The organism is Streptomyces eurocidicus (assembly GCF_002891295.1).
Lineage (GTDB): Bacteria > Actinomycetota > Actinomycetes > Streptomycetales > Streptomycetaceae > Streptomyces > Streptomyces eurocidicus.
This window is the reverse complement of sequence record NZ_LGUI01000002.1, coordinates 419,515-439,205: the sequence shown is the minus strand read 5'-3', so window position 1 is coordinate 439,205 and position 19,691 is coordinate 419,515. Positions and strand designations below refer to the sequence as shown.

General features: G+C 72.7%; 14 protein-coding genes. 8 read left to right on the top strand and 6 right to left on the bottom strand.

The features are described 5' to 3' along the window. Positions 1–130 precede the first annotated feature (130 nt). A complete protein-coding gene (locus AF335_RS06890; protein ID WP_102917381.1) occupies positions 131–1,018 on the bottom strand; it encodes a phosphatidylinositol-specific phospholipase C/glycerophosphodiester phosphodiesterase family protein in 888 nt (295 codons plus the stop codon). Between the two features lie 252 nt (positions 1,019–1,270). Here AF335_RS06890 and AF335_RS06885 point away from each other — a divergent pair, with 252 nt between their 5' ends. The 3 genes from AF335_RS06885 (at position 1,271) to AF335_RS06875 (ending at position 5,529) form a co-directional block, all read left to right on the top strand. Next, on the top strand, positions 1,271–2,464 hold the full coding sequence (locus AF335_RS06885) for a phosphodiester glycosidase family protein (RefSeq protein ID WP_102917885.1): 1,194 nt from the start codon (positions 1,271–1,273) through the stop codon (positions 2,462–2,464). Positions 2,465–2,599: 135 nt separating this feature from the next. Next, positions 2,600–4,018, top strand: a complete 1,419-nt coding sequence (locus AF335_RS06880; RefSeq protein WP_102917380.1) for a family 2B encapsulin nanocompartment shell protein — start codon at positions 2,600–2,602, stop codon at positions 4,016–4,018. A gap of 101 nt (positions 4,019–4,119) precedes the next feature. Next, complete coding sequence (locus tag AF335_RS06875; protein WP_102917379.1) at positions 4,120–5,529, top strand: family 2B encapsulin nanocompartment shell protein; 1,410 nt, start codon at positions 4,120–4,122, stop codon at positions 5,527–5,529. Positions 5,530–5,596: 67 nt separating this feature from the next. On the opposite strand, the gene AF335_RS06870 is transcribed toward AF335_RS06875, so the two are convergent. After that, positions 5,597–5,791, bottom strand: a complete 195-nt coding sequence (locus tag AF335_RS06870; RefSeq protein ID WP_102917378.1) for a hypothetical protein — start codon at positions 5,789–5,791, stop codon at positions 5,597–5,599. Between the two features lie 197 nt (positions 5,792–5,988). Between AF335_RS06870 and AF335_RS06865 the strand changes: the two genes are divergently transcribed. The 3 genes from AF335_RS06865 to AF335_RS06855 all read left to right on the top strand — a co-directional run bounded on the left by AF335_RS06865 (position 5,989) and on the right by AF335_RS06855 (position 12,524). Continuing rightward, positions 5,989–8,031, top strand: a complete 2,043-nt coding sequence (locus AF335_RS06865) for an APC family permease (RefSeq protein ID WP_102917377.1) — start codon at positions 5,989–5,991, stop codon at positions 8,029–8,031. 51 nt (positions 8,032–8,082) lie between these two features. After that, positions 8,083–11,457, top strand: a complete 3,375-nt coding sequence (lysX, locus tag AF335_RS06860; RefSeq protein WP_102917376.1) for a bifunctional lysylphosphatidylglycerol synthetase/lysine--tRNA ligase LysX — start codon at positions 8,083–8,085, stop codon at positions 11,455–11,457. Positions 11,458–11,573: 116 nt separating this feature from the next. Beyond that, positions 11,574–12,524 (top strand): DMT family transporter, encoded by a 951-nt coding sequence (locus AF335_RS06855; protein WP_228772968.1) that lies wholly within the window; start codon positions 11,574–11,576, stop codon positions 12,522–12,524. 21 nt (positions 12,525–12,545) lie between these two features. Here AF335_RS06855 and AF335_RS06850 read toward each other — a convergent pair whose 3' ends face one another. From AF335_RS06850 to AF335_RS06835, 4 genes are all read right to left on the bottom strand, one after another. Next, positions 12,546–13,706 (bottom strand): acyl-CoA dehydrogenase family protein, encoded by a 1,161-nt coding sequence (locus tag AF335_RS06850; RefSeq protein ID WP_184743260.1) that lies wholly within the window; start codon positions 13,704–13,706, stop codon positions 12,546–12,548. Beyond that, a complete protein-coding gene (locus AF335_RS06845; protein ID WP_102917374.1) occupies positions 13,703–14,938 on the bottom strand; it encodes an acyl-CoA dehydrogenase family protein in 1,236 nt (411 codons plus the stop codon). The genes AF335_RS06850 and AF335_RS06845 overlap by 4 nt, the downstream gene beginning before the upstream one ends. Then, on the bottom strand, positions 14,938–15,933 hold the full coding sequence (locus AF335_RS06840; RefSeq protein ID WP_102917373.1) for an NADPH:quinone oxidoreductase family protein: 996 nt from the start codon (positions 15,931–15,933) through the stop codon (positions 14,938–14,940). The genes AF335_RS06845 and AF335_RS06840 overlap by 1 nt, the downstream gene beginning before the upstream one ends. A 210-nt stretch (positions 15,934–16,143) precedes the next feature. Beyond that, positions 16,144–17,205, bottom strand: coding sequence for a LacI family DNA-binding transcriptional regulator (locus tag AF335_RS06835; protein ID WP_102917372.1), 1,062 nt, complete (start codon positions 17,203–17,205; stop codon positions 16,144–16,146). A 225-nt stretch (positions 17,206–17,430) separates the two neighbouring features. On the opposite strand from AF335_RS06835, the gene AF335_RS06830 reads away from it, so the two are divergent. Further along, the gene (locus tag AF335_RS06830) at positions 17,431–18,726 is read left to right on the top strand and encodes an ABC transporter substrate-binding protein (protein ID WP_102917371.1); all 1,296 of its coding nucleotides are present in this window, start codon (positions 17,431–17,433) and stop codon (positions 18,724–18,726) included. A gap of 2 nt (positions 18,727–18,728) precedes the next feature. Further along, the gene (locus AF335_RS06825; RefSeq protein WP_376697802.1) at positions 18,729–19,655 is read left to right on the top strand and encodes a carbohydrate ABC transporter permease; all 927 of its coding nucleotides are present in this window, start codon (positions 18,729–18,731) and stop codon (positions 19,653–19,655) included. Positions 19,656–19,691 lie beyond the last annotated feature (36 nt).

The following is a 19,691-nucleotide window of genomic DNA, read 5'->3' as shown; positions in this document are numbered from 1 at the left end:
CCGGCGTCCACCGGTGCGCCCGGTCGCGCGACCGGGCGAAAACGCCGGGCCGTCACCGCGTGGCTCCCACGACCGGTTTGTCCCATCACCCTACGATCCGACGGTGGTTGTCGAACCGTACGCAGGGCGCTCAGCCGGCCGCGCGGAGGAACGCCTCGAGCCCCGCCAGGTCGTCGGTGTTGAGGTGGTCCACGCCGGCCGTGAGGAGCTCGCGCCAGACCGCCTCGCGCGCCGGACCGGGCTGGTCGGGGGTGGCCCAGAACCGCACCCGACGGCCCTCGGCGTGCGCCGAGGACACGATCCGCAGCAGCTCGGCCCGCTCCGTCCCGGGCATCGGGCCGACCCCCTGCCAGCCGAACTTGGTGCTCCAGTTGTCACTGACGAGCGGGGCGAAGGAGGCCGGCACGCCGGTGCCGAGGTCGGCGAGCCGGGCGTCGTAGAAGGCGCGGCGCACCCTCTCGGTCGCCATGGGCACCCGTGCGCCCCGGTCGCCGGAGACGACCGCGGTCACCGCGCCGCGGCTCACCCGCCCGCCGACGCAAGTGCTGAGCATCGACCGGTAGCGCCGCAGGTGCCGGGCGAGCTCCCGGTAGGTGGGGTCGCCCGCGGTCTTGATGTCGATGAGCAGTTGCAGGGACAGGTCGTACCCCTCGTAGACGCGGCCGCGCCCGGCTCTCACCCGGCGCAGCAGCGGTTCGAGGTAGAGGGATTCGAGGGTGCGGGAGGGGTCGAGCCCGGAGGCGTCGTGGGCGACCAGGAGCTTTCCGCCGACCAGCCAGATGTCCGCCTCGACGCTGCCGAATCCGTGGGAGAGCGCGTCGGTGAGCGGGTGCGGGTGCGCGTAGTCGTTGTGCGCGTGGGCGCGGCCCAGCGGCGGCCGTGCGGGCCTCCGGGCCGCCTGCGCCCCGGCCCGGGTGGCGGGTGCGGCCAGGGCGGGTCCCGTGAACACACCCGCGAGGGCGGCTCCGAGGGTGACGACGGCGGCGCGGCGTGTGCGGACGGACGTGGCGGGGTTCATGGCGTCTCCCGGGTCGGTGTGCGGCGGTGTGCGGCAGCCGGCGGTCCGCGGGGGCTGATGTCCGTGAGTATCCGGGCCCGACGGGCTGATGGGCAGGGACGCGACAAGAGTTGCCCGCGTCGACGTCGGTACGTTCCCTGTCGTTCTTTCGGGGCATGGTGAACTCTTTTGTGCCGTGCCAGAGTTGACGGGACCTCTGGGGTGACTGTGAAGAGACGTAGCAGCCGCGTGCGCGCGGTACTCGCGATTCTGATGGCATGGACCTCGCTGGTCGGCGGGGGGACCGCCTGGGCCGACACGAAGCCGCGGACGACCCTGCGGCTGGGCGCCCCGGCACCGGTGGCGCCGGGCGTGACGTATCAGGAGTTCTCGCTGGCCGCCTCGCACGGCCCGGCGTACGGCCATCTCCTGACGGCGAGTCTGGACGCGGCGGGGGTCTCGATGGACCTGCTGTACCCGGGCACGGTGGCCGCGCGGTCGACGGTCTCCCGGATGACGGCACAGCGCGGCGCGGTCGGCGGTATCAACGGGGACTTCTTCAACATCACCGAGACCCAGCACCCCGGCGTGGACGCGACCGGCGCGCCCGTGGGCCCGTCCGTCGCCGGCGGCCGCCGGCTCGGCGCGGCGGTGCCGAACGGCCAGCGCTTCGGGCCCGCGATGCCGTCGGGCGTCACGACCCGCGACGTCATCGGCGTCGGCACGGACCGCAGGGCCCGGCTGGACCGGCTCACCCTGGACGGCACGGTGACCGCCGCGGGCCGCAAGCTGACGCTGCGCGGGCTGAACCAGTACGCACTGCCGGTCGGCGGCATCGGCGCGTACACGCCCGCGTGGGGCGGCACCTCACGGCTGCGCGCCGTCTGCGGGACGGACACCGACCGGAGCGCGCCGTGCAGCGGTGACGCCTTCGAGGTGACCGTGCGGCGCGAGCGGGTGGCCTCCGTGTCGGAGCGCCCGGGGCGCGGAACGATCGCGTCCGGCTCGGTGGTGCTCGTAGGGCGCGAGGCGGGGGCGCGCGAGCTGCGCAGGCTTCGCGTGGGCGACACGGTGCGCGTCAAGGAGCACCTCGATTCCGACAGGCCCGGCGCACTGCGCTTCGCGGTCGGTGGATTCCCGGTGCTGCGCGGTGGGCAGCCTCTGGCGGGGCTGGACGGCGTCACGTCGGCCGTCCGCTCCGCGGCGGGCTCGGGCGGCGGCGGGCGCGTCTTCTATCTGCTGGCGCTGGACGGCGCCGCCGACTACCGCACCGGGCTGACCATCGCGGAACTGGCCGACGTCATGCGGGAACTCGGGGCCGACGACGCCCTGAACCTCGACGGCGGAGGGTCGAGCACGATGGTCACGCGCGACCCCGACAACGGCCGGACCGCCGTGCGGAACCACCCGTCGGGCGGTGCGGAACGACCCGTCGCGAACGGCATCGGGATTTTTATCCGAACTTAACATCGTCGATCAATCCACCCCTTCGAGTGACTGCGTCGGTCAAATCCCGCTGCTAGCTTCGAGGTTGCGCAAGCGGAAATCAACCGACGGGGCCCGCAATGGGCAGTTCCCCAATCGATGGGTGGGAATTCGAATATGACGACGTCAGTGGAGACCGGCACCGACGCCGACAGTAATAACGGGCCCGGCTCCCTGAGCCTGGGCACCGCGGCCGCACGGAATCTGGCGACCACGACAAAGTCCGTACCCCAGATGCAGGGCATCACCTCACGGTGGCTGCTGCGTCTCCTGTCGTGGGTCCATGTCCCCGGAGGTACGTACCGGGTCAACCGGCGGCTGACACACACACTGGGCGACGGCCGGGTAGAGTTCGTCTCCACCGGCACGGAGGTGCGGGTCATCCCGGCGGAGCTGGGCGAGCTGCCGCTGCTGCGCGGCTTCTCGGACCCGGCGGTGCTGGAGGAGCTGGCGGGCCGCTTCACCCAGCGCGAGTTCCGGCCCGGCGAGGTGCTGGTGGAAGCCGGCCAGCCGGCCGATCAGGTCGTCCTGATCGCCCACGGCAAGGTCCACAAGGAGCGCGAGGGGGAGTACGGCGATCCGGCCGTGCTCGGGGTGCTGGGCGACGGCGGCTATTTCGGCGACCGGGCGCTCGCGGCGCCCGAGGCGAGCGAGTGGGACTTCACCGTCAAGGCCGTCACGGCCTGTACGGTGCTGACGCTGCCCCGCCAGGAGTTCGAGGCGCTCCTGGAGCGTTCGGAGGGGCTGCGCTCCCATGTGGCGGCGTTCCGTACCACCACGGCCCGCCCGCAGAACGAATACGGGGAAGCCGCCATCGACGTCGCCTCCGGCCACGCCGGAGAGCCGTCCCTGCCCGGCGTCTTCGCCGACTACGAGCTCGCGCCCCGCGAGTTCGGGCTGAGCGTGGCGCAGACGGTGCTGCGGGTGCACACCCGCGTGGCCGATCTCTACAACGAGCCGATGAACCAGGTCGAGCAGCAACTCCGGCTGACGATCGAGGCGCTCCGCGAGCGCCAGGAGCACGACCTGGTGAACAACCGCGAGTTCGGCCTGCTCCACAACGCCGACCTCAAGCAGCGCATCCACACCCGCTCGGGCCCGCCCACCCCCGACGACCTCGACGAGCTGCTGGCCACCGTGTGGAAGGACCCCGGCTTCCTGCTGGCGCATCCCCGCGCGATCGCGGCGATCGCCCGTGAGTTCAACAGCCGGGGCATCTATCCCGACCCCGCGCAGATCGGCGGCCATTCCGTGCCCGCCTGGCGAGGCGTGCCCATCTTCCCCTGCAACAAGATCCCGGTCACCGACAACGGCGTCAGCTCCATCATGGTGATGCGGACGGGAGAGGACGCGCAGGGAGTGGTCGGCCTGCACCGTACGGGAATTCCCGACGAGTACCGTCCCGGGCTTTCCGTACGGTTCATGGGAATCAGTGAGCAGGCCATCATCTCCTATCTCGTGAGCGCCTACTACTCCGCGGCCGTCCTGGTCCCCGACGCGCTGGGAATTCTCGAGAACGTCGAGGTCGGGCACTGACCCATGGGGCACCGAACCCCCGGGTGTCCCCATCCGAAAAGCACCGCACAAGCACCGCACATTTCGCGCCGGAAAACGCAACAGATGGGTGATGACCAGCTATGACCACGTCAGTGGAGCCCGATCACGCCGGGGAGACGGGCCAGTCCCAGCTCAGCCTGGGCACAGCCGCCGCACGGCAGCTCGCCACCACGACGAAGTCCGTACCACAGATGCAGGGGATCTCCTCCCGCTGGCTGCTGCGCGTGCTGCCGTGGGTGCAGGTGTCCGCGGGCACTTACCGGGTGAACAGGCGACTGACCTACACCGTCGGCGACGGCCGGGTCGAGTTCATCTCGACCGGCACCGAGGTGCGGGTCATCCCACCGGAGCTGGGCGAGCTGCCGCTCCTGCGGGGGTTCGAGGACGGTGCCGCGCTGGAGGCGCTGGCGGACGCCTTCGTCCAGCGGGAGTACGCGGCGGGCGACACGCTCGTCGAGGCGGGCGCCCCGGCCGATCATGTCTTCCTGATCGCCCATGGCAAGCTCAACCGCACCGGCCCGGGCAAGTACGGCGACGAGACCGTGCTCGGTGTGCTGGCCGACGGCGACTACTTCGGTGAGAAGGTGCCGCTGGAGCCGGACGCCACCTGGCCGTTCACGGTGCGGGCGGTGACTCGCTGCACCGTGCTCGCGCTCCCCCTGCAGGCGTTCCAGGAGCTCGCCGACCGCTCCGAGGCGCTGCGGGCGCACGTCGCGGGCTTCGCCTCCCGGACCCATCCGCCGCTGAACCGGCGCGGTGAGGCCGACATCGCGGTGACCTCCGGGCACACGGGCGAGCCGGCGATCCCGGGCACGTTCGTCGACTACGAACTGGCGCCGCGCGAATATGAATTGAGCGTCGCCCAGACGGTGCTGCGGGTCCACACCCGCGTCTCCGACCTCTACAACGAGCCGATGAGCCAGCTGGAGCAGCAGCTCCGGCTGACCGTCGAGGCGCTCCGTGAGCGCCAGGAGCACGAGATCGTCAACAACCGCGAGTTCGGCCTGCTCCACAACGCCGACCTCGGCCAGCGCATCCACACCCGCTCGGGCCCGCCCACCCCGGACGACCTGGACGAGCTGCTGGCCCGGCGGCGCAAGACGCAGTATCTGCTCGCCCACCCGCGCACCATCGCGGCGTTCGGCCGGGAGTGCACGAGCCGGGGCCTCTACCCGCAGGCCGTCGATGTCCTGGGAACCCCCGTGCGGTCCTGGCGCGGGGTGCCGCTGCTGCCCTGCAACAAGATCCCGGTGACCGAGTCGGGGACGAGCTCGATCCTCGCCATGCGGACGGGCGAGGAGAACCAGGGCGTGGTGGGCCTGCACCAGACCGGCATCCCGGACGAGTACCAGCCGAGCCTCAATGTGCGTTTCATGGGCATCAGCGAGCAGGCCGTCTCGTCCTACCTGGTGAGCGCCTACTACTCCGCGGCCATCCTCGTGCCGGACGCGCTCGGCGTCCTGGAGGACGTCGAGATCGGCCGCGGGTAGGCACCCCGGTGTCCTGACGTCCGTGGTGCCCTCCTGTCGGCGAGGCCGGCCGGAGGGAACCGCGGGGTCAGGGCTTCACACCGCCGACGATGCGCGTGGTGGCGTTGATGCCGTCGTAGATGGTCGGGGCGACGCTCGTGCTCGCGAGGAAGAATCCGAGCAGGACGCAGACCAAGGCGTGTGACGCCTTCAGCCCGCCGTTGCGGAGGAACACCACCGCCAGAATCAGCAGCAGTAGGACCACGGAGATCGAGACAGCCATGGCGAACCTTCCAGACGGCACCTTCCGGGCGGCGCGGTTGTCGCCAGTCTGTCCCATTGCGGCCTGATATCCACGAAGGCGGCTGTACTCCATTCGGGTATGAATTCACTGGTTCGGCTGCTTTCCCTTACTTTCGTATCTCTTGACGGCTCCTGAATCGGGAATGCCGCTCTACGCTCACGGTCGTGGCGAGATTCATGGACGCGGTCAAGCGCTTGGTCGTAGGCAGGGCCCTGCCCAGCGAGGGCCTGCAGGAGACGCTGCTGCCGAAACGGCTGGCGCTGCCCATCTTCGCCTCCGACCCGCTGTCGTCCGTCGCCTACGCCACGCAGGAGATCCTGCTGGTGCTCACCCTCGGCGGCCTCGCCTATCTCCACTTCACCACCTGGGTGGCGGTGGCGGTCGTGGGGCTGATGGCCGTCGTGGTGCTGTCCTACCGGCAGGTCGTCCACGCGTATCCGTCCGGCGGCGGCTCGTACGAGGTGGTGTCGACCAATCTGGGCGCGTCGGCGGGGCTGGTCGTGGCCGCGTCCCTGCTGGTCGACTATGTGATGACGGTGGCGGTCTCCGTCGCGTCCGGCGTGGACAACATCATCTCCGCCTTTCCCTCCTGGAACGAGCACCGCACGGCCCTCGCGGTGGGATTCGTGGCGTTGCTGGCGACGGTGAACCTGCGCGGACTGCGCGAGTCCGGCCGGGCCTTCGCCGCCCCCACCTATCTCTTCGTCACCGGTATCGCGGTGCTCTGCGCGACCGGGCTGATCCGCTGGCTCGTGGGCGACGCGCCGGTGGCGGAGTCCGCCCGCTACGGCATCGTCCCGGACCCGGGCGACACCGATCTGGCGGGCCTGGCCCTGCTGCTGCTCGTGCTCCGGGCGTTCTCCAGCGGCTGTACGGCGCTGACGGGGGTGGAGGCCATCTCCAACGGCGTGCCCGCGTTCCGCAAGCCCAAGTCCCGCAACGCCGCCGCCACGATGGCCGCGATGGGGCTGATCGCGGTGCTGATGTTCTCCGGGATCACCGCGCTGGCGATGATCTCCGATGTGCGGATCACCGCCGACACCTGCCGGCTGACGGGTTTCGAGGGCGACTGCCGCACGGTCCCGCAGCGCACGGTCATCGCGCAGCTCGCCGCCGCCGTCTTCGGCGGCTCGGACGGCTTCGGCTTCTTCTACATCCAGGCGGCCACCGCGCTGGTGCTGATCCTGGCCGCGAACACCGCGTTCAACGGCTTCCCGCTGCTGGCGTCCATCCTGGCGCAGCACCGCTATCTGCCGCACCAGCTGCACACACGGGGCGACCGGCTCGCGTTCTCCAACGGCATCCTGGCCCTGGCCCTGGTCGCCGCCGCCCTGCTGTGGGCCTACGACGCGTCGGTCACCAGCCTCATCCACCTCTACATCCTCGGTGTCTTCACCTCCTTCACCCTCTCCCAGACGGGCATGGTCCGGCACTGGAACGGCATGCTCCGGGAGGAGGCCACACCGGCGGCGCGCCGCCGGATCCACACCGCGCGGGTGATCAACGCGGTGGGGGCCGTGGTCACCGGCCTGGTCCTGGTCATCGTGCTGCTGACGAAGTTCACCCAGGGCGCGTACCTCGCGGTGATCGCCGCGGTGCTGCTGTGGCTGATGATGCGCGGTATCCGGCGGCACTACGACAACACCGCCGCCGAACTCGCCGTCACCGACGCCGCCGAGGCGAGTGCCCTGCCGTCGCGGGTCCGTGCCGTCGTGCTGGTGTCCAAGGTGCACAAGCCGACGCTGCGGGCGCTGGCCTACGCCAGGGCCACCCGGCCCGACGAGCTGGAGGCCCTCACGGTGGCGGTCGACCCGGAGGAGGCCCGGGCGCTGCGGGAGCGGTGGGACGCGTACGGGATCGAGGTGCCGCTCAAGACCCTGGAGTCCCCGTACCGCGAGGTGACCCGTCCGGTGGTGGCGTATGTGCGCGCGCTCCACCGCGACAGCCCGCGCGACGTCGTCAGCGTGTTCGTCCCCGAGTACGTCGTGGGGCGCTGGTGGGAGAACTTCCTGCACAACCAGTCGGCGCTGTGGCTGAAGGGGCGGCTGCTGTTCCTGCCCGGGGTGATGGTCACCAGTGTGCCCTGGCAGCTGAGTTCCTCCGTGCGCCGGCGGCGCCGGGCCACGCCCCGGGCCCCCGGCGCGGTCCGCCGCGGCGAGCCGCCGACGCCGACGCACGTCGTCCCGCCGGTCACGGACGCCTCGTCCGAGAGAAGGTGACCCCGCCGCGCTCGGCGGGCAGGCCAGGCCCGTCTTGCCTAGGCTGGCCCAATGAGCCGTACAGCCCCGGACGCGCAGGACGCCACGGGCCGGCCCGCCGCGGCGGAGCGCGCGCGGGACCGCCGGGAGGGCCCCGACGACCGGGGGTCCGCCTGGCACCGGCTGCTGCACCGGGTGCCCAACGGCTTCGCGATCTTCTTCGCCCTGCTGGGCCTGTTCTGCGCGGTCACGTCCCTGATCCCCCCGCTGCGGCGCGCGGTGCGGCCGCTGACCCGCACGCTCGACACACTGACCGTCCCGACGGCGCCCAACCTCGCCTACGCCGTCTTCCTGCTGCTCCTGGCGGCGGCGATGGCGGCCCGCAAGCGGGTCACGCTCTGGTTCGTCCTGGGCTATCTGACCCTGCTCCTGATCGCCGACGTGCTGCTGCTGGCCGTGGGCTACTGGGACACGATCCCCTCGCTGGTGCTGTGCCTGGCCGCGATGACGCTGCTGGTCCTGGCCCGGCGGGAGTTCTACGCGGCGTCGCGGCGCGGGGCGTTCCTGCGGGCGCTGCTGGTGCTGGCGGCCGGTCTCGGCGCCGCCGTGCTGCTGGGCTGGGGGCTGGTGTCGCTGTTCCCGGGCTCGCTGGAGCCCGGCGGCGGCAACCGGCTGCTGTTCGTCGCCAACAAGGTGTGCGGCGGCCTGGTCAGCGGCCGGCACTTCGACGGGCACCCGCCGCACTGGCTGTACTTCCTGCTCGGTCTGTTCGGCGCGCTCGCGCTGCTCAACGCCGCCATGGCGCTCTTCCGCTCGCAGCGGCTGGAGGCGGCGCTGCACGACGACGAGGAGCCACGCATCCGCGCCCTCCTCGGCCGCTACGGCAGCCAGGACTCGCTGGGCTACTTCGCGACCCGCCGCGACAAGGCCGTCGTGTTCTCCCCCAGTGGGAAGGCCGCCGTCACCTACCGCGTCGAGGCCGGGGTCGCGCTGGCGTCCGGCGACCCCCTGGGCGACCCGGAGGCGTGGACTCCGGCGATCGACGCGTGGCTCGCGCTCGCGGGCCGCTACGGCTGGCAGCCGGCCGTGATGGGGGCCGGTGAGACCGGGGCCAAGGCGTACGCGCGCTCGGGTCTGAGCGCGCTGCAACTGGGCGACGAGGCGATCCTCCAGGTGCCCGCGTTCGACCTCGGCGGCCGGGAGATGCGGGTGACCCGGCAGGCCGTCAACCGGGTGGAGCGGACGGGCGCGACCACCCGGATCCGGCGCCACTCGGCGCTCTCGGACGAGGAGATGGGCGAGGTCATCCACCGCGCCGACGCCTGGCGGGACACCGAGACCGAGCGGGGCTTCTCGATGGCGCTGGGCCGGCTGGGCGACCCGGCGGACGGCGACTGCCTGCTGGTCGAGGCGTTCGACAGCGAGGGCAGGATGATCGCGCTGCTGTCGTTCGTGCCCTGGGGGCGCGACGGGGTGTCGCTGGACGTGATGCGCCGGGACCGGGCCGCGCCCAACGGCGTCATGGAGTTCATGGTCGCGCAGCTGTGCGCGCAGGCGGGCCGGTTCGGTGTCAAGCGGGTCTCGCTGAACTTCGCGGTGTTCCGTTCCGCGTTCGAGGAGGGCGCCCGGATCGGCGCGGGGCCGGTGCTGCGGCTGTGGCGCCGGCTGCTGCTGTTCTTCTCCAAGTGGTGGCAGCTGGAGGCGCTCTACCGCTCGAACGTCAAGTACAACCCCGAGTGGCACCCGCGGTTCCTCTGCTACGCGGACACCGGCGCGCTGGCCCGGATCGGTCTGGCGGCGGGCATCGCGGAGGGCTTCGTCTCGGTGCCGAGCCTGGGCACGCTGTGGCGCCGGGGCCGGCGGCCCCGGGGCATGGTCCCGCCCGCGTCGACGGCGGGCCTGCCGTCGCTGTCCGAGCTCGGTCTCGCCGACACCGGGGAGGCCGCGGAGCGGGACGAGCTCGCGGGCCTGCCCGAGCAGGTGCGGGTGCGGCGGAACAAGCTGGAGCGGCTGCGGGCCGCGGGGGTCGACCCGTATCCGGTGGACGCCCGCCGCACGCACGCGCTCGCCTCCGTGCGGGCCGCGCACCCGGGGCTGCCGCCCTCGGCCCGTACGGGCGAGCGGGTGACGGTGGCCGGCCGGGTGCTGCTGGTGCGCAACCACGGCGGCGTCGCCTTCGCGGTGCTGCGCGACTGGTCGGGCGACCTCCAGCTGACCTTCACCCGCCACGACTCGGGGGCGGAGTGCCTCCGGGCCTTCGCCGCCCACGTCGACCTCGGCGACCACATCGAGGCCGAGGGCGAGGTGGGCACCACCGACCACGGCGAGACGACCGTCTTCGTGACCCGTAGCCGGATGATCGCCAAGTGTCTGCGCCCGCTGCCGGACAAGCGCCGGGGCCTGGCCGACCCCGAGGCGCGGGTGCGGATGCGCTATGTGGACCTGGCGGTCTCGCCGGAGGCCCGGCAGACCGTACGGGCCCGGAGCGCCGCCGTGCAGGCGCTGCGGCAGGGGCTGCTCGACCGGGGCTATCTGGAGGTCGAGACGCCGATGCTCCAGCAGATCCACGGCGGTGCGAACGCCCGGCCCTTCACCACCCACATCAACGCCTACGACCTCGACCTGTATCTGCGGATCGCGCCCGAGCTGTATCTGAAAAGGCTGTGCGTGGGCGGTATGGAAAAGGTCTTCGAAATGGGCCGCACCTTCCGCAACGAGGGCGTCTCGTACAAGCACAATCCCGAATTCACGATGCTGGAGGCGTATCAGGCGTTCGCGGACTACGACGTGATGCTCGACCTCACCCGTGAGCTGATCCAGGGGGCGGCCGTCGCCGCGCACGGCTCGGCGGTGGCGCTGCGGACGGACGCCGGGGGCAGGCGGGTCGAGCACGACATCTCGGGTCCGTGGCCGGTGAAGACCGTCTACGGGGCGCTCTCGGAGGCGCTCGGCGAGGAGGTCGACGCGGACACGCCGGTGGCCACGCTGCGCGGGCTCTGCGACGCGGCCGGGGTGCCGCACAAGCCGGAGCACGGGCGCGGGGACATCGTGCTGGAGATGTACGAGCGGCTGGTCGAGGAGCGGACGGAGCTGCCCGTCTTCTACAAGGACTTCCCCACCGACGTCTCGCCGCTGACCCGCCCGCACCGCGCGGATCCGCGGCTGGCCGAGCGCTGGGACCTGGTGGCCTTCGGCACGGAGCTGGGGACGGCGTACTCGGAGCTGATCGACCCCATCGAGCAGCGGCGCCGGCTGACCGCGCAGTCGCTGCTGGCGGCGGGCGGCGACCCGGAGGCGATGGAGCTGGACGAGGACTTCCTGCGGGCCCTGGAGTACGCGATGCCGCCGACGGGCGGGCTCGGCGTGGGGGTGGACCGGCTGGTGATGTTCCTGACGGGCCTGTCGATCCGCGAGACGCTGCCGTTCCCCCTGGTGCGCAGGCACTGACCAGTACCTAAAAGACTTCCTTTGGGAAGGAAATAGAATTCATTATTTGCCTTATAGATCGGCCATTGTTAATTTGACAGCTCAGTCCTTCCCGACCGAGCTGGTGGTGTTTTCCCATGGCACAGCGTGCGGCGACCCCTTGGCTTCCCATGGCCGCCACGGCGGTGCTGTGGGGATCCGCCTTCACCGCGATCCAGATCGCACTGCCGGACTACTCCCCCGCCGCGATCGCCCTGCTGCGGATCACCATCACCGTGGTGCTGCTCCTGCCCTTCCTCGCGCTCGGGAAGATCGGTCGGCTGCGGCGCGCCGACGCCCTGCGCATGGCGGCGTTCGGCCTCACCGGTATGACGGCCTACCAGGTGCTGCTGTGCGCGGGCGAGGAGAGCGTGGACGCGGGCACCGCGGCGATGCTGATCGCCGCCTCACCGGTCTTCACCACCGTCCTGGGCATGGCCTTCCTCGGTGACCGGCCCGGCCGGCGCGGGCTGGCCGGACTGGGCGTCGCCCTCTCCGGCGCGCTGCTGGTCGCGGTCACCACGGGAGGCGGCAGCGGCTCCCTCATGGGCGCGCTCATGGTCCTCGCCGCCGCCGCTACCCAGGCCACGTCCTTCGCGCTGCAGAAGCCGCTGCTGAAGAAGTACTCGGGCGCCGAATGCGTCTTCTACGGCAGCCTCTTCGGCCTGCTGCCCCTGCTGGCCGTGGCCCCCGGCGCCGTCGGGCAGATCGCGGCGGCCGACGGCCACCGCACCGCGGCGGTCCTCTGGCTGGGCCTCGGCTGTACCGCGACGGCCTTCTGGACCTGGTCGCGCACCCTGCGCGCGACGACCGCCTCCACGGCCTCGCTCGTGCTGTACGCGGTGCCGGTCGCCGCGCTCGCGCTGGACGCGGCCCTGCTCGGGAACGTCCCCGCGCCGAGCGCCGTCGGCGGCGGTCTGCTCGTCCTGGCCGGCGTCGCCGTCGCGACGGTGCGGCGCACGGCCGCGCCGCGGTCGGTGACGGTGGCCTCCGGGACGGGGGCCGCCGCGCCCGGGCGGGAGCCGGCCGGGGCCGGCGCCCGCCCCTGAGGCGGAACGCGGGAAACGGCGTCAGTCCGGCGGCCCCGGCAGGTCCACCAGCCGGGCCAGGGCCGCACGGTGGCGCCCCGGGGTGCCGAGCGCGAGCTCGGCGCTCTTGGCGCGTTTGAGGTAGAGGTGGGCCGGGTGCTCCCAGGTCATGCCGATGCCGCCATGGAGCTGTACGCACTCCTGCGCGGCCCGCACCGCGACCTCGCCGCAGTAGGACTGCGCCACGGCGACCGCGACCGCCGTGTCCGGTGAGCCGGTGGCGAGCGCGTCGGCCGCGTTCCGGGCCACGGCGCGCGCGGACGCGACCTCCAGCCACAGGGCCGCCAGCCGGTGCTTGAGCGCCTGGAACGAGCCGACGGGGCGGCCGAACTGCCTGCGCTCGCCCGTATAGCGCACGGTCTCCTCCAGACACCACTCCGCGACCCCGAGCTGCTCCGAGGCGAGCAGTCCGGCCCCCGTGAGCAGCGCGGCGTCCACGGCGTCACGGGCCCGGCCGGGCCCGGCGAGCAGGCTGCCGGGGGCCTCGGCGAGGGTGACGCGGGCGAGCGGCCGGGTGAGGTCCAGCGAGGTCACCGGGGTGATCCGGACGCCTTCCGCACCGGTGTCCACCGCGTACAGCCCGGTGTCGGCGGGGACGAGCAGGAGGTCCGCGCCGGCGGCGCCCGCGACGGCGGTGATCTCGCCGCTGAGCAGCGGCCGCCGCCCGGCCGCGGCCCGTACGGTCGCCGCCGGCCGACCGCCCGGCGGGGTGGTCAGGGGGACCGCCAGAGCGCCCACCCGGCGGCCCTCGGCGAGGGCGGCGAGCGGCGCGGCCACCTCGGCGTCACCGGTGTCGCAGCCGAGGAGCGCGGTGACGGCCAGGACCGCGCTGGTGAGCTGGGGCACGGGGGCGACGGCGCGTCCCAGCTCCTCCAGGACGACGGCCGTCTCGCGGGCGGTCGCGCCCTGCCCGCCGAGCTTGTCGGGCACGAGCAGCCCGGCCGTTCCGATGCCGGCGGCCAGGGACCGCCAGAGCTCCGCGTCGTACGGCCGGCCGCTCTCGGCCCCGGCGAGCACCGTGGTGGGGGCGCCCCGGTGGGTGAGGAGGGAGCGGACGGCGGTGCGCAGGTCCTCCTCCGCCTCGGAGTACAGCAGGTCCGGCGGCGCGGTGGCGGACAGGGCGGCCGAGGGCTGCGGGGTCATCGGGGCAGGTCCTTCCACGGGAGGTCCTTGTCGGTGCGGGGCTCGGGCGGCAGACCCAGTACGCGCTCGGCGACGATGTTGAGCAGCACTTCCGAGGTGCCGCCCTCGATGGAGTTGCCCTTGGCCCGCAGATAGCGGTAGCCGGCGTCGCGGCCCGTGAAGTCGACGACCTCGGGCCGGGTCATGGTCCAGTCGCCGTACGCCAGGCCGTCCTCGGCCAGCAGCTCGACCTCCAGGCCGCTGAGTTCCTGGTTGAGGCGGGCGAAGGACAGCTTCAGGCCGGAGCCCTCCGGCCCGGGGCGGCCGCGCCGCAGCTGCTGGCGCAGGCGCTCGCCGGTGAGCCGGGCCGCCTCCGCCTCCACCCACAGCCTCAGCAGCCTCTGGTGGAGGTCGTGGGTGCGCAGTTCGGGGCGGCCGCGCCAGGTGCCGGTGACGAGCCCGAGCATGCCCCCTTCCCCCGCTTCCCCGGGCGCGCCGCTGCCGCCGATGGCGACGCGCTCGTTCATGAGGGTGGTCCGCGCGACCTTCCAGCCCTCGCCGACGGCGCCGAGGCGGTGGGCGTCGGGGATGCGGACACCGGTCAGGAACACCTCGTTGAACTCGGCCTCGCCGGTGATCTGGCGCAGCGGCCGCACCTCGACGCCCGGGTCGGTCATGTCGCAGACGAAGTAGGTCAGGCCCGCGTGCTTGGGCACCGTGGGGTCCGTACGGGCGAGGAGGATCGCCCAGCGGGCGAGGTGGGCGCCGGAGGTCCACACCTTCTGGCCGTCGACCCGCCAGCCGTCCCCGTCGCGCACCGCCCTGGTGGCGAGGGCGGCCAGGTCGGAGCCGGCGCCCGGTTCGCTGAAGAGCTGGCACCACACCTCCTCGCCGGTCCACAACGGGCGCAGGAAGCGGCGCTTCTGCTCCTCGGTGCCGTACTGGAGGAGGGTGGGCGCGGCCATGCCGAGGCCGATGCCGATGCGGCGGGGGTCGTTCCCGGGGGCGCCGGCCGCGGCCAGTCCGGCGTCGACGACGGCCTGGAGGGCGCGCGGCGCTCCCAGCCCGCCGAGGCCCTCGGGGAAGTGGACCCAGGCGAGCCCGGCGTCGAAGCGGGCCCGCAGGAAGTCCGGGCGCGGTGTGGTGGCGGGGTCGTGGGCGGCGAGCAGCGCGGCGGTACGGGCGCGCAGCCCGGCGGCGTCCACGGCCTCCCGGTCGGCGGAGGCCGCGGGGCCGGGGTCGGTGGGGCTCATCAGGGCGCCTCCTCGGCGGGGACGACGACGATCCGGCCGGTCGTGGTGCCGTCGGCGACGCGCTGGACGGCGTCGGCGGCGGCCTCCAGCGGCACCCGCTCGCTCACCAGCGGGCGGACCGCGCCCCGGTCGGCGAGGCGCGTCAGCTCGTCGTGGCAGGCGCGGACGGCGGCCGGGTCCTTCGTCTGATAGAGGCCCCAGTGCAGGCCCAGGATGGTGTAGTTCTTCACCAGGGCGTGGTTGAGGGCGGCTTGCGGAACGGTGCCGCTGGCGAAGCCGACGACCACGATACGGCCCTCGAAGGCCACGCACTTGGTGGACCACGCGAACGCGTCGCCGCCGACCGGGTCGTAGACGACGTCCGCCCCGCGGCCGCCGGTCGCCTCCTTCACCGCCGCGACGACGTCGTCGGCACGGCGGTCCAGCACCAGGTCGCAGCCCAGTGCCCGGGCGGTGCGCGCCTTGTCCGGGCCCCCGACGACGCCGATGACGGTGGCCCCGGCGGCCTTGCCGAGCTGGACGGCCGCGCTGCCGACGCCGCCCGCCGCCGCGTGGACGAGGAGGGTCTCGCCCGCGCGCAGGCGCGCGCGGCGGTGCAGGCCGAACCAGCCGGTCTGATGACCGATGTGCAGGGCGGCGGCCTCGGCGTCGTCCAGGGAGCCGGGGACGGGCAGGGCGCTCCGGGCGTCGACGACCGCGCGTTCGGCGAAACCTCCCGCGGGAAGGGCCGGTTGCGCGAGGATCCGGTCGCCCACGGTGCCTTCGGCGCCCTCGCCGAGCGCGAGGACCTCGGCGCAGATCTCGACGCCCGGGGTGAACGGCAGGGGTGGGCGGACCTGGTAGTGGCCTCTGCACAGCAGCGCGTCGGGGAAGTTGACGTTCGCGGCCCGGACGCGGACGAGGAGCTGACCGGGGGCGGGCGTGGGTTCCGGGGCGTCCTCCAGGCGCATCACCGTGCGGGGTTCGCCTGTTCGGTGCACTCGCCATGCCTTCATGGGGCCTCCGTGGTGGGGTGTGCCGCGATCCGGTGCGTCGCATACTAAGCGGTCGGTAAGAGCCGGGGACAGGGGTACTCGTATGCCAGAGGGGCTTGCCCCCGCCCTTGCGCGCCGGACGGGCGGTACGGCATCCCCGCCCTTGTGCGCCACGGGCGGTACGGCTCCTCGCCGGAGACCTTACGGGCGGTCACCCCGGCGGAGACCCTTTCAGGCGGGCGCCCGGCCCGTCGACTCCCGGCGGGCCAGCCGGGGCGTCGGCGCCTGGACGCGGCACGGCGGGGCGCCGTCCAGCAGGGCCGTGAGCAGCTCCGCCGCCCGCCTGCCGAAGGCGGCCGTGTCGCGGGTCAGCGAGGTCAGCGCCGGGTGGGTGCTGCGGCAGAGCACCGAGTCGTCCCAGGCGACGATCGACAGCCGGCCCGGGACGGGCACGCCGCGCTCCGCCGCCACGGCCAGGCCCGCCACGGCCATCACGTCGTTGTCGTAGACGATCGCGGTGGGCGGCCGTTCCCCGGCCAGCAGGCGGCGGGTGGCCTCGGCTCCTTGTGCGTCGGAGTAGTCGGTGGTCACGGAGGTGACGTCCGGCAGGCCGCGCCGGACCGCCTCGGCGCGCAGACAGGCCGTGCGGCGCCGGGTGTGGACGAGTTCGGGGAGGCCGGCGACATGGGTGATGCGCCGGTGCCCCAGCTCATGGAGGTGGCCGACGAGGGAGGCCATCGCCCCGGTGTCGTCGGCCCAGAGGTTGGAGATCACGCCGTGGGGTGAACCCGGCGCGCCGGGAGGCTCCGGGCCGTCGAGGGCACCGATCACCACAGCGGGCAGGCCGAGCCCGTCCAGCAGCGCCGGACGGGGGTCGCCGGCGCGCGGGTCGACGACGAGGAGCCCGTCCACACGGCGCTCGGCCCACCAGCGGCGGTGCACCTCGCACTCGGCGTCGACGTCCTCCACCAGTTGGAGGAGCAGGCCGAGCCGGCGCACGGCGAGGACCTCCTGGACACCGGAGACGAGCTGGAGGAAGAACGACTCGACGCCCAGCGTGCGGGCGGGCCGGGCGAGGACCAGGCCGACGGTGGCCGCGCCCTCCCCGGACAGGGCGCGGGCCGCGGTGCTGGGCTGCCAGCCGAGTTGTTCGGCGACCCGCCGCACCCGCGCGCGGGTCGCCTCCGAGACGCCCGGCCGGCCGTTGAGTGCGAAGGACACCGCGCTCTCCGAGACCCCCGCGCGGCGGGCGATGTCCTTCATGGTCGGCCTGCGGGGCGGCGTCCGGCGCATGGCCCTCCGTAGGTTGTCGGGCGACCCGGGCGCGAGCCGGACCGCGCCGGGGCGCCGGCGCGGTACCGGGCGCGTGACGGATCGACACGCCTTACGGTATGCCGACTCGCGGCAGACTAAAGCGCATTAGTGTGCGAAGGAAGTATTGACTTCACGGCGGCCCGGGTGCAGTTTTTGTTGCGCTCGCCCTCATCTCCCCGGTCCGACCGAAGGAGTTCACCGGCCATGCCCCCCTCCCGCAGCGCCGCGGTGTTCACCGCCCCGCTTCTCGCCTCCGTTCTCCTGCTCAGCGCCTGCGGTTCCGGTGGGGAGGACGGCGGAGGCGGCGCGGACGGCAAGGCCGAGGGGAGCATCACCTTCCAGACCTGGAATCTGCGCAGCAACTTCAAGGGCTATTTCGACGGCCTGGTGCGTGATTTCGAGAAACAGAATCCGGACGTCAAGGTCAAGTGGCTGGACCAGCCGGCCGAGAACTACGCGGAGAAGCTCAGCGCGGACGCCGGCGCGGGCACCCTCCCCGACGTCGTCAATGTCTCGCCCGACCTGTCCTATCCACTGGCGAAGGCCGGGCTCCTGATGAATCTGGACAAGGAGAGGGCCGCGGCCCGCTTCAAGGGCGAATACACGACGGAGTCCTGGCAGGGCAACACGCTGCCCGGCCTGGACGGTGCGTACGCCTTCCCCTGGTACCTCAACACCGGTCCGCTCTTCTACAACAAGTCCCTGTTCCGGCAGGCCGGGCTCGATCCCGAGAAGCCGCCGAAGAGCTACGCCGAACTGTTCGCCGCCGCCCGCACCATGGCCGGGAAGTCCGGCGGGCGCACGGCGACGCTCGCCGGCACCCCCTCGATCGAGGACTTCGGCCGCTACGGCGTGCGGCTGATGAACGAGGACGCCACCCGCTTCACGTACAACGAGCCCAAAGGCGTCGAACTGCTGACCCGTTACAAGGAGCTCTACGACAGCGGCGCCCTCGACGCGCAGGCGCTCACCAACACACCCGAGAGATCGGGGCAGAAATTCCTTGAGCAGAAGGTCGCCATGAATCCGGGCAGCGCCCACGACATGGCGACGTTCAGGAAGAACGCACCGGGCCTGTACGGAGATCTCGGCATCACCGACGCCCCGAACAACAACGGCAGGCCGAACATGTACGTGATGGGGCTGGCCGTCAACGCCCGCGGCAAGCACAAGGCCGCCGCCGTCGCCTTCGCGCACTTCGTCACGGACCGCCGGAACCAGGAGGCGTTCGCCCACCAGGTCGCCGTCTTCCCCAGCACCAAGGGCTCGCTGGACGACCCGTACTGGACGAAGGACGACGGCACCGACGAGGGCCGGGTCCGGGTGGCCTCGGCGAGGATGCTCAAGGGTGCGGTCAACTACACGCCCGTGGTGATGAGCGACGAGATGAAGGTCGTGCTCAAGAACGAGGTCGCCAAGGCGCTCCAGGGGAAGAAATCGCCGAAGGAGGCCCTCGACGACGCCGTCCGGCAGAGCGACAAGCTCCTCGGGCGGAGCTGAGCGTGCGGCGCGCCGCCGGGCGCACCCCGGAGCGGCGGCCGGCCGGCGTGGGCCGCGTCCGTACGCACCGGGCCGCCAGCCCCTGGCTCTTCCTGCTGCCCGGCCTCGGGGTGATCGCCGCCTTCGTCCTCTACCCCTTCCTGAGCACGGTCCACAAGGCGTTCACCGACGCCCGTACGCTCACCCCCGGCACCTGGGTCGGGCTGCGGAACTTCCGGGACATGCTGGACGACGAACAGTTCTGGGTGGCCCTGCGCAACAGCGTCCTGTACGTGGTGGCGGTCGTGCCCCTCACCGTGCTGCTGCCGCTGCTGCTCGCGCTCCTGGTGCACAAGAAGCTGCCGGGAGTCACGTTCTTCCGGTCCGCGTTCTACACCCCGGTCGTGGCCTCCGTCGTGGTGGTGTCGCTGATCTGGGGGTGGCTGCTGGACGACCGCGGACTGGTCAACGGCATCCTGCGGTTCCTGGGGGCCGGTCCGGTCGCCTTCCTCGGCGACCAGTGGCTCCTGCTGCTGAGCGCGATGGCGCTGACGGTGTGGCGGGGCCTCGGCTACTACATGATCATCTATCTGGCGGCGCTGGCGAACGTCCCCCGTGAGCTCCACGAAGCCGCGGCCGTCGACGGGGCCGGCCCCCTGCGCCGCTTCGCGAGCGTCACCGTGCCGGCCCTGCGCCCCACGATGGTGCTGGTCGGCGCGCTGTCGTCGGTGGCCGCGTTCAAGGTCTTCTCCGAGGTCTATCTGCTGGCCGGGCCCACCGGCGGCCCGGCCGGCCAGGACACCACGCTCGTCATGCTCGTCCAGCGCACCGGCACCGGGCTCGACGGGCGCGTCGGCTACGCCTCCGCCCTTTCCCTCGCCGTCTTCGTCCTCGCCCTGCTGCTGATGCTGCTGGTGCTGCGCGCCGACCGTAAGGAGGCCGAGGAGTGACCCGGACGTCCGTCGGGGAGAAGGTCCTGCGCTATC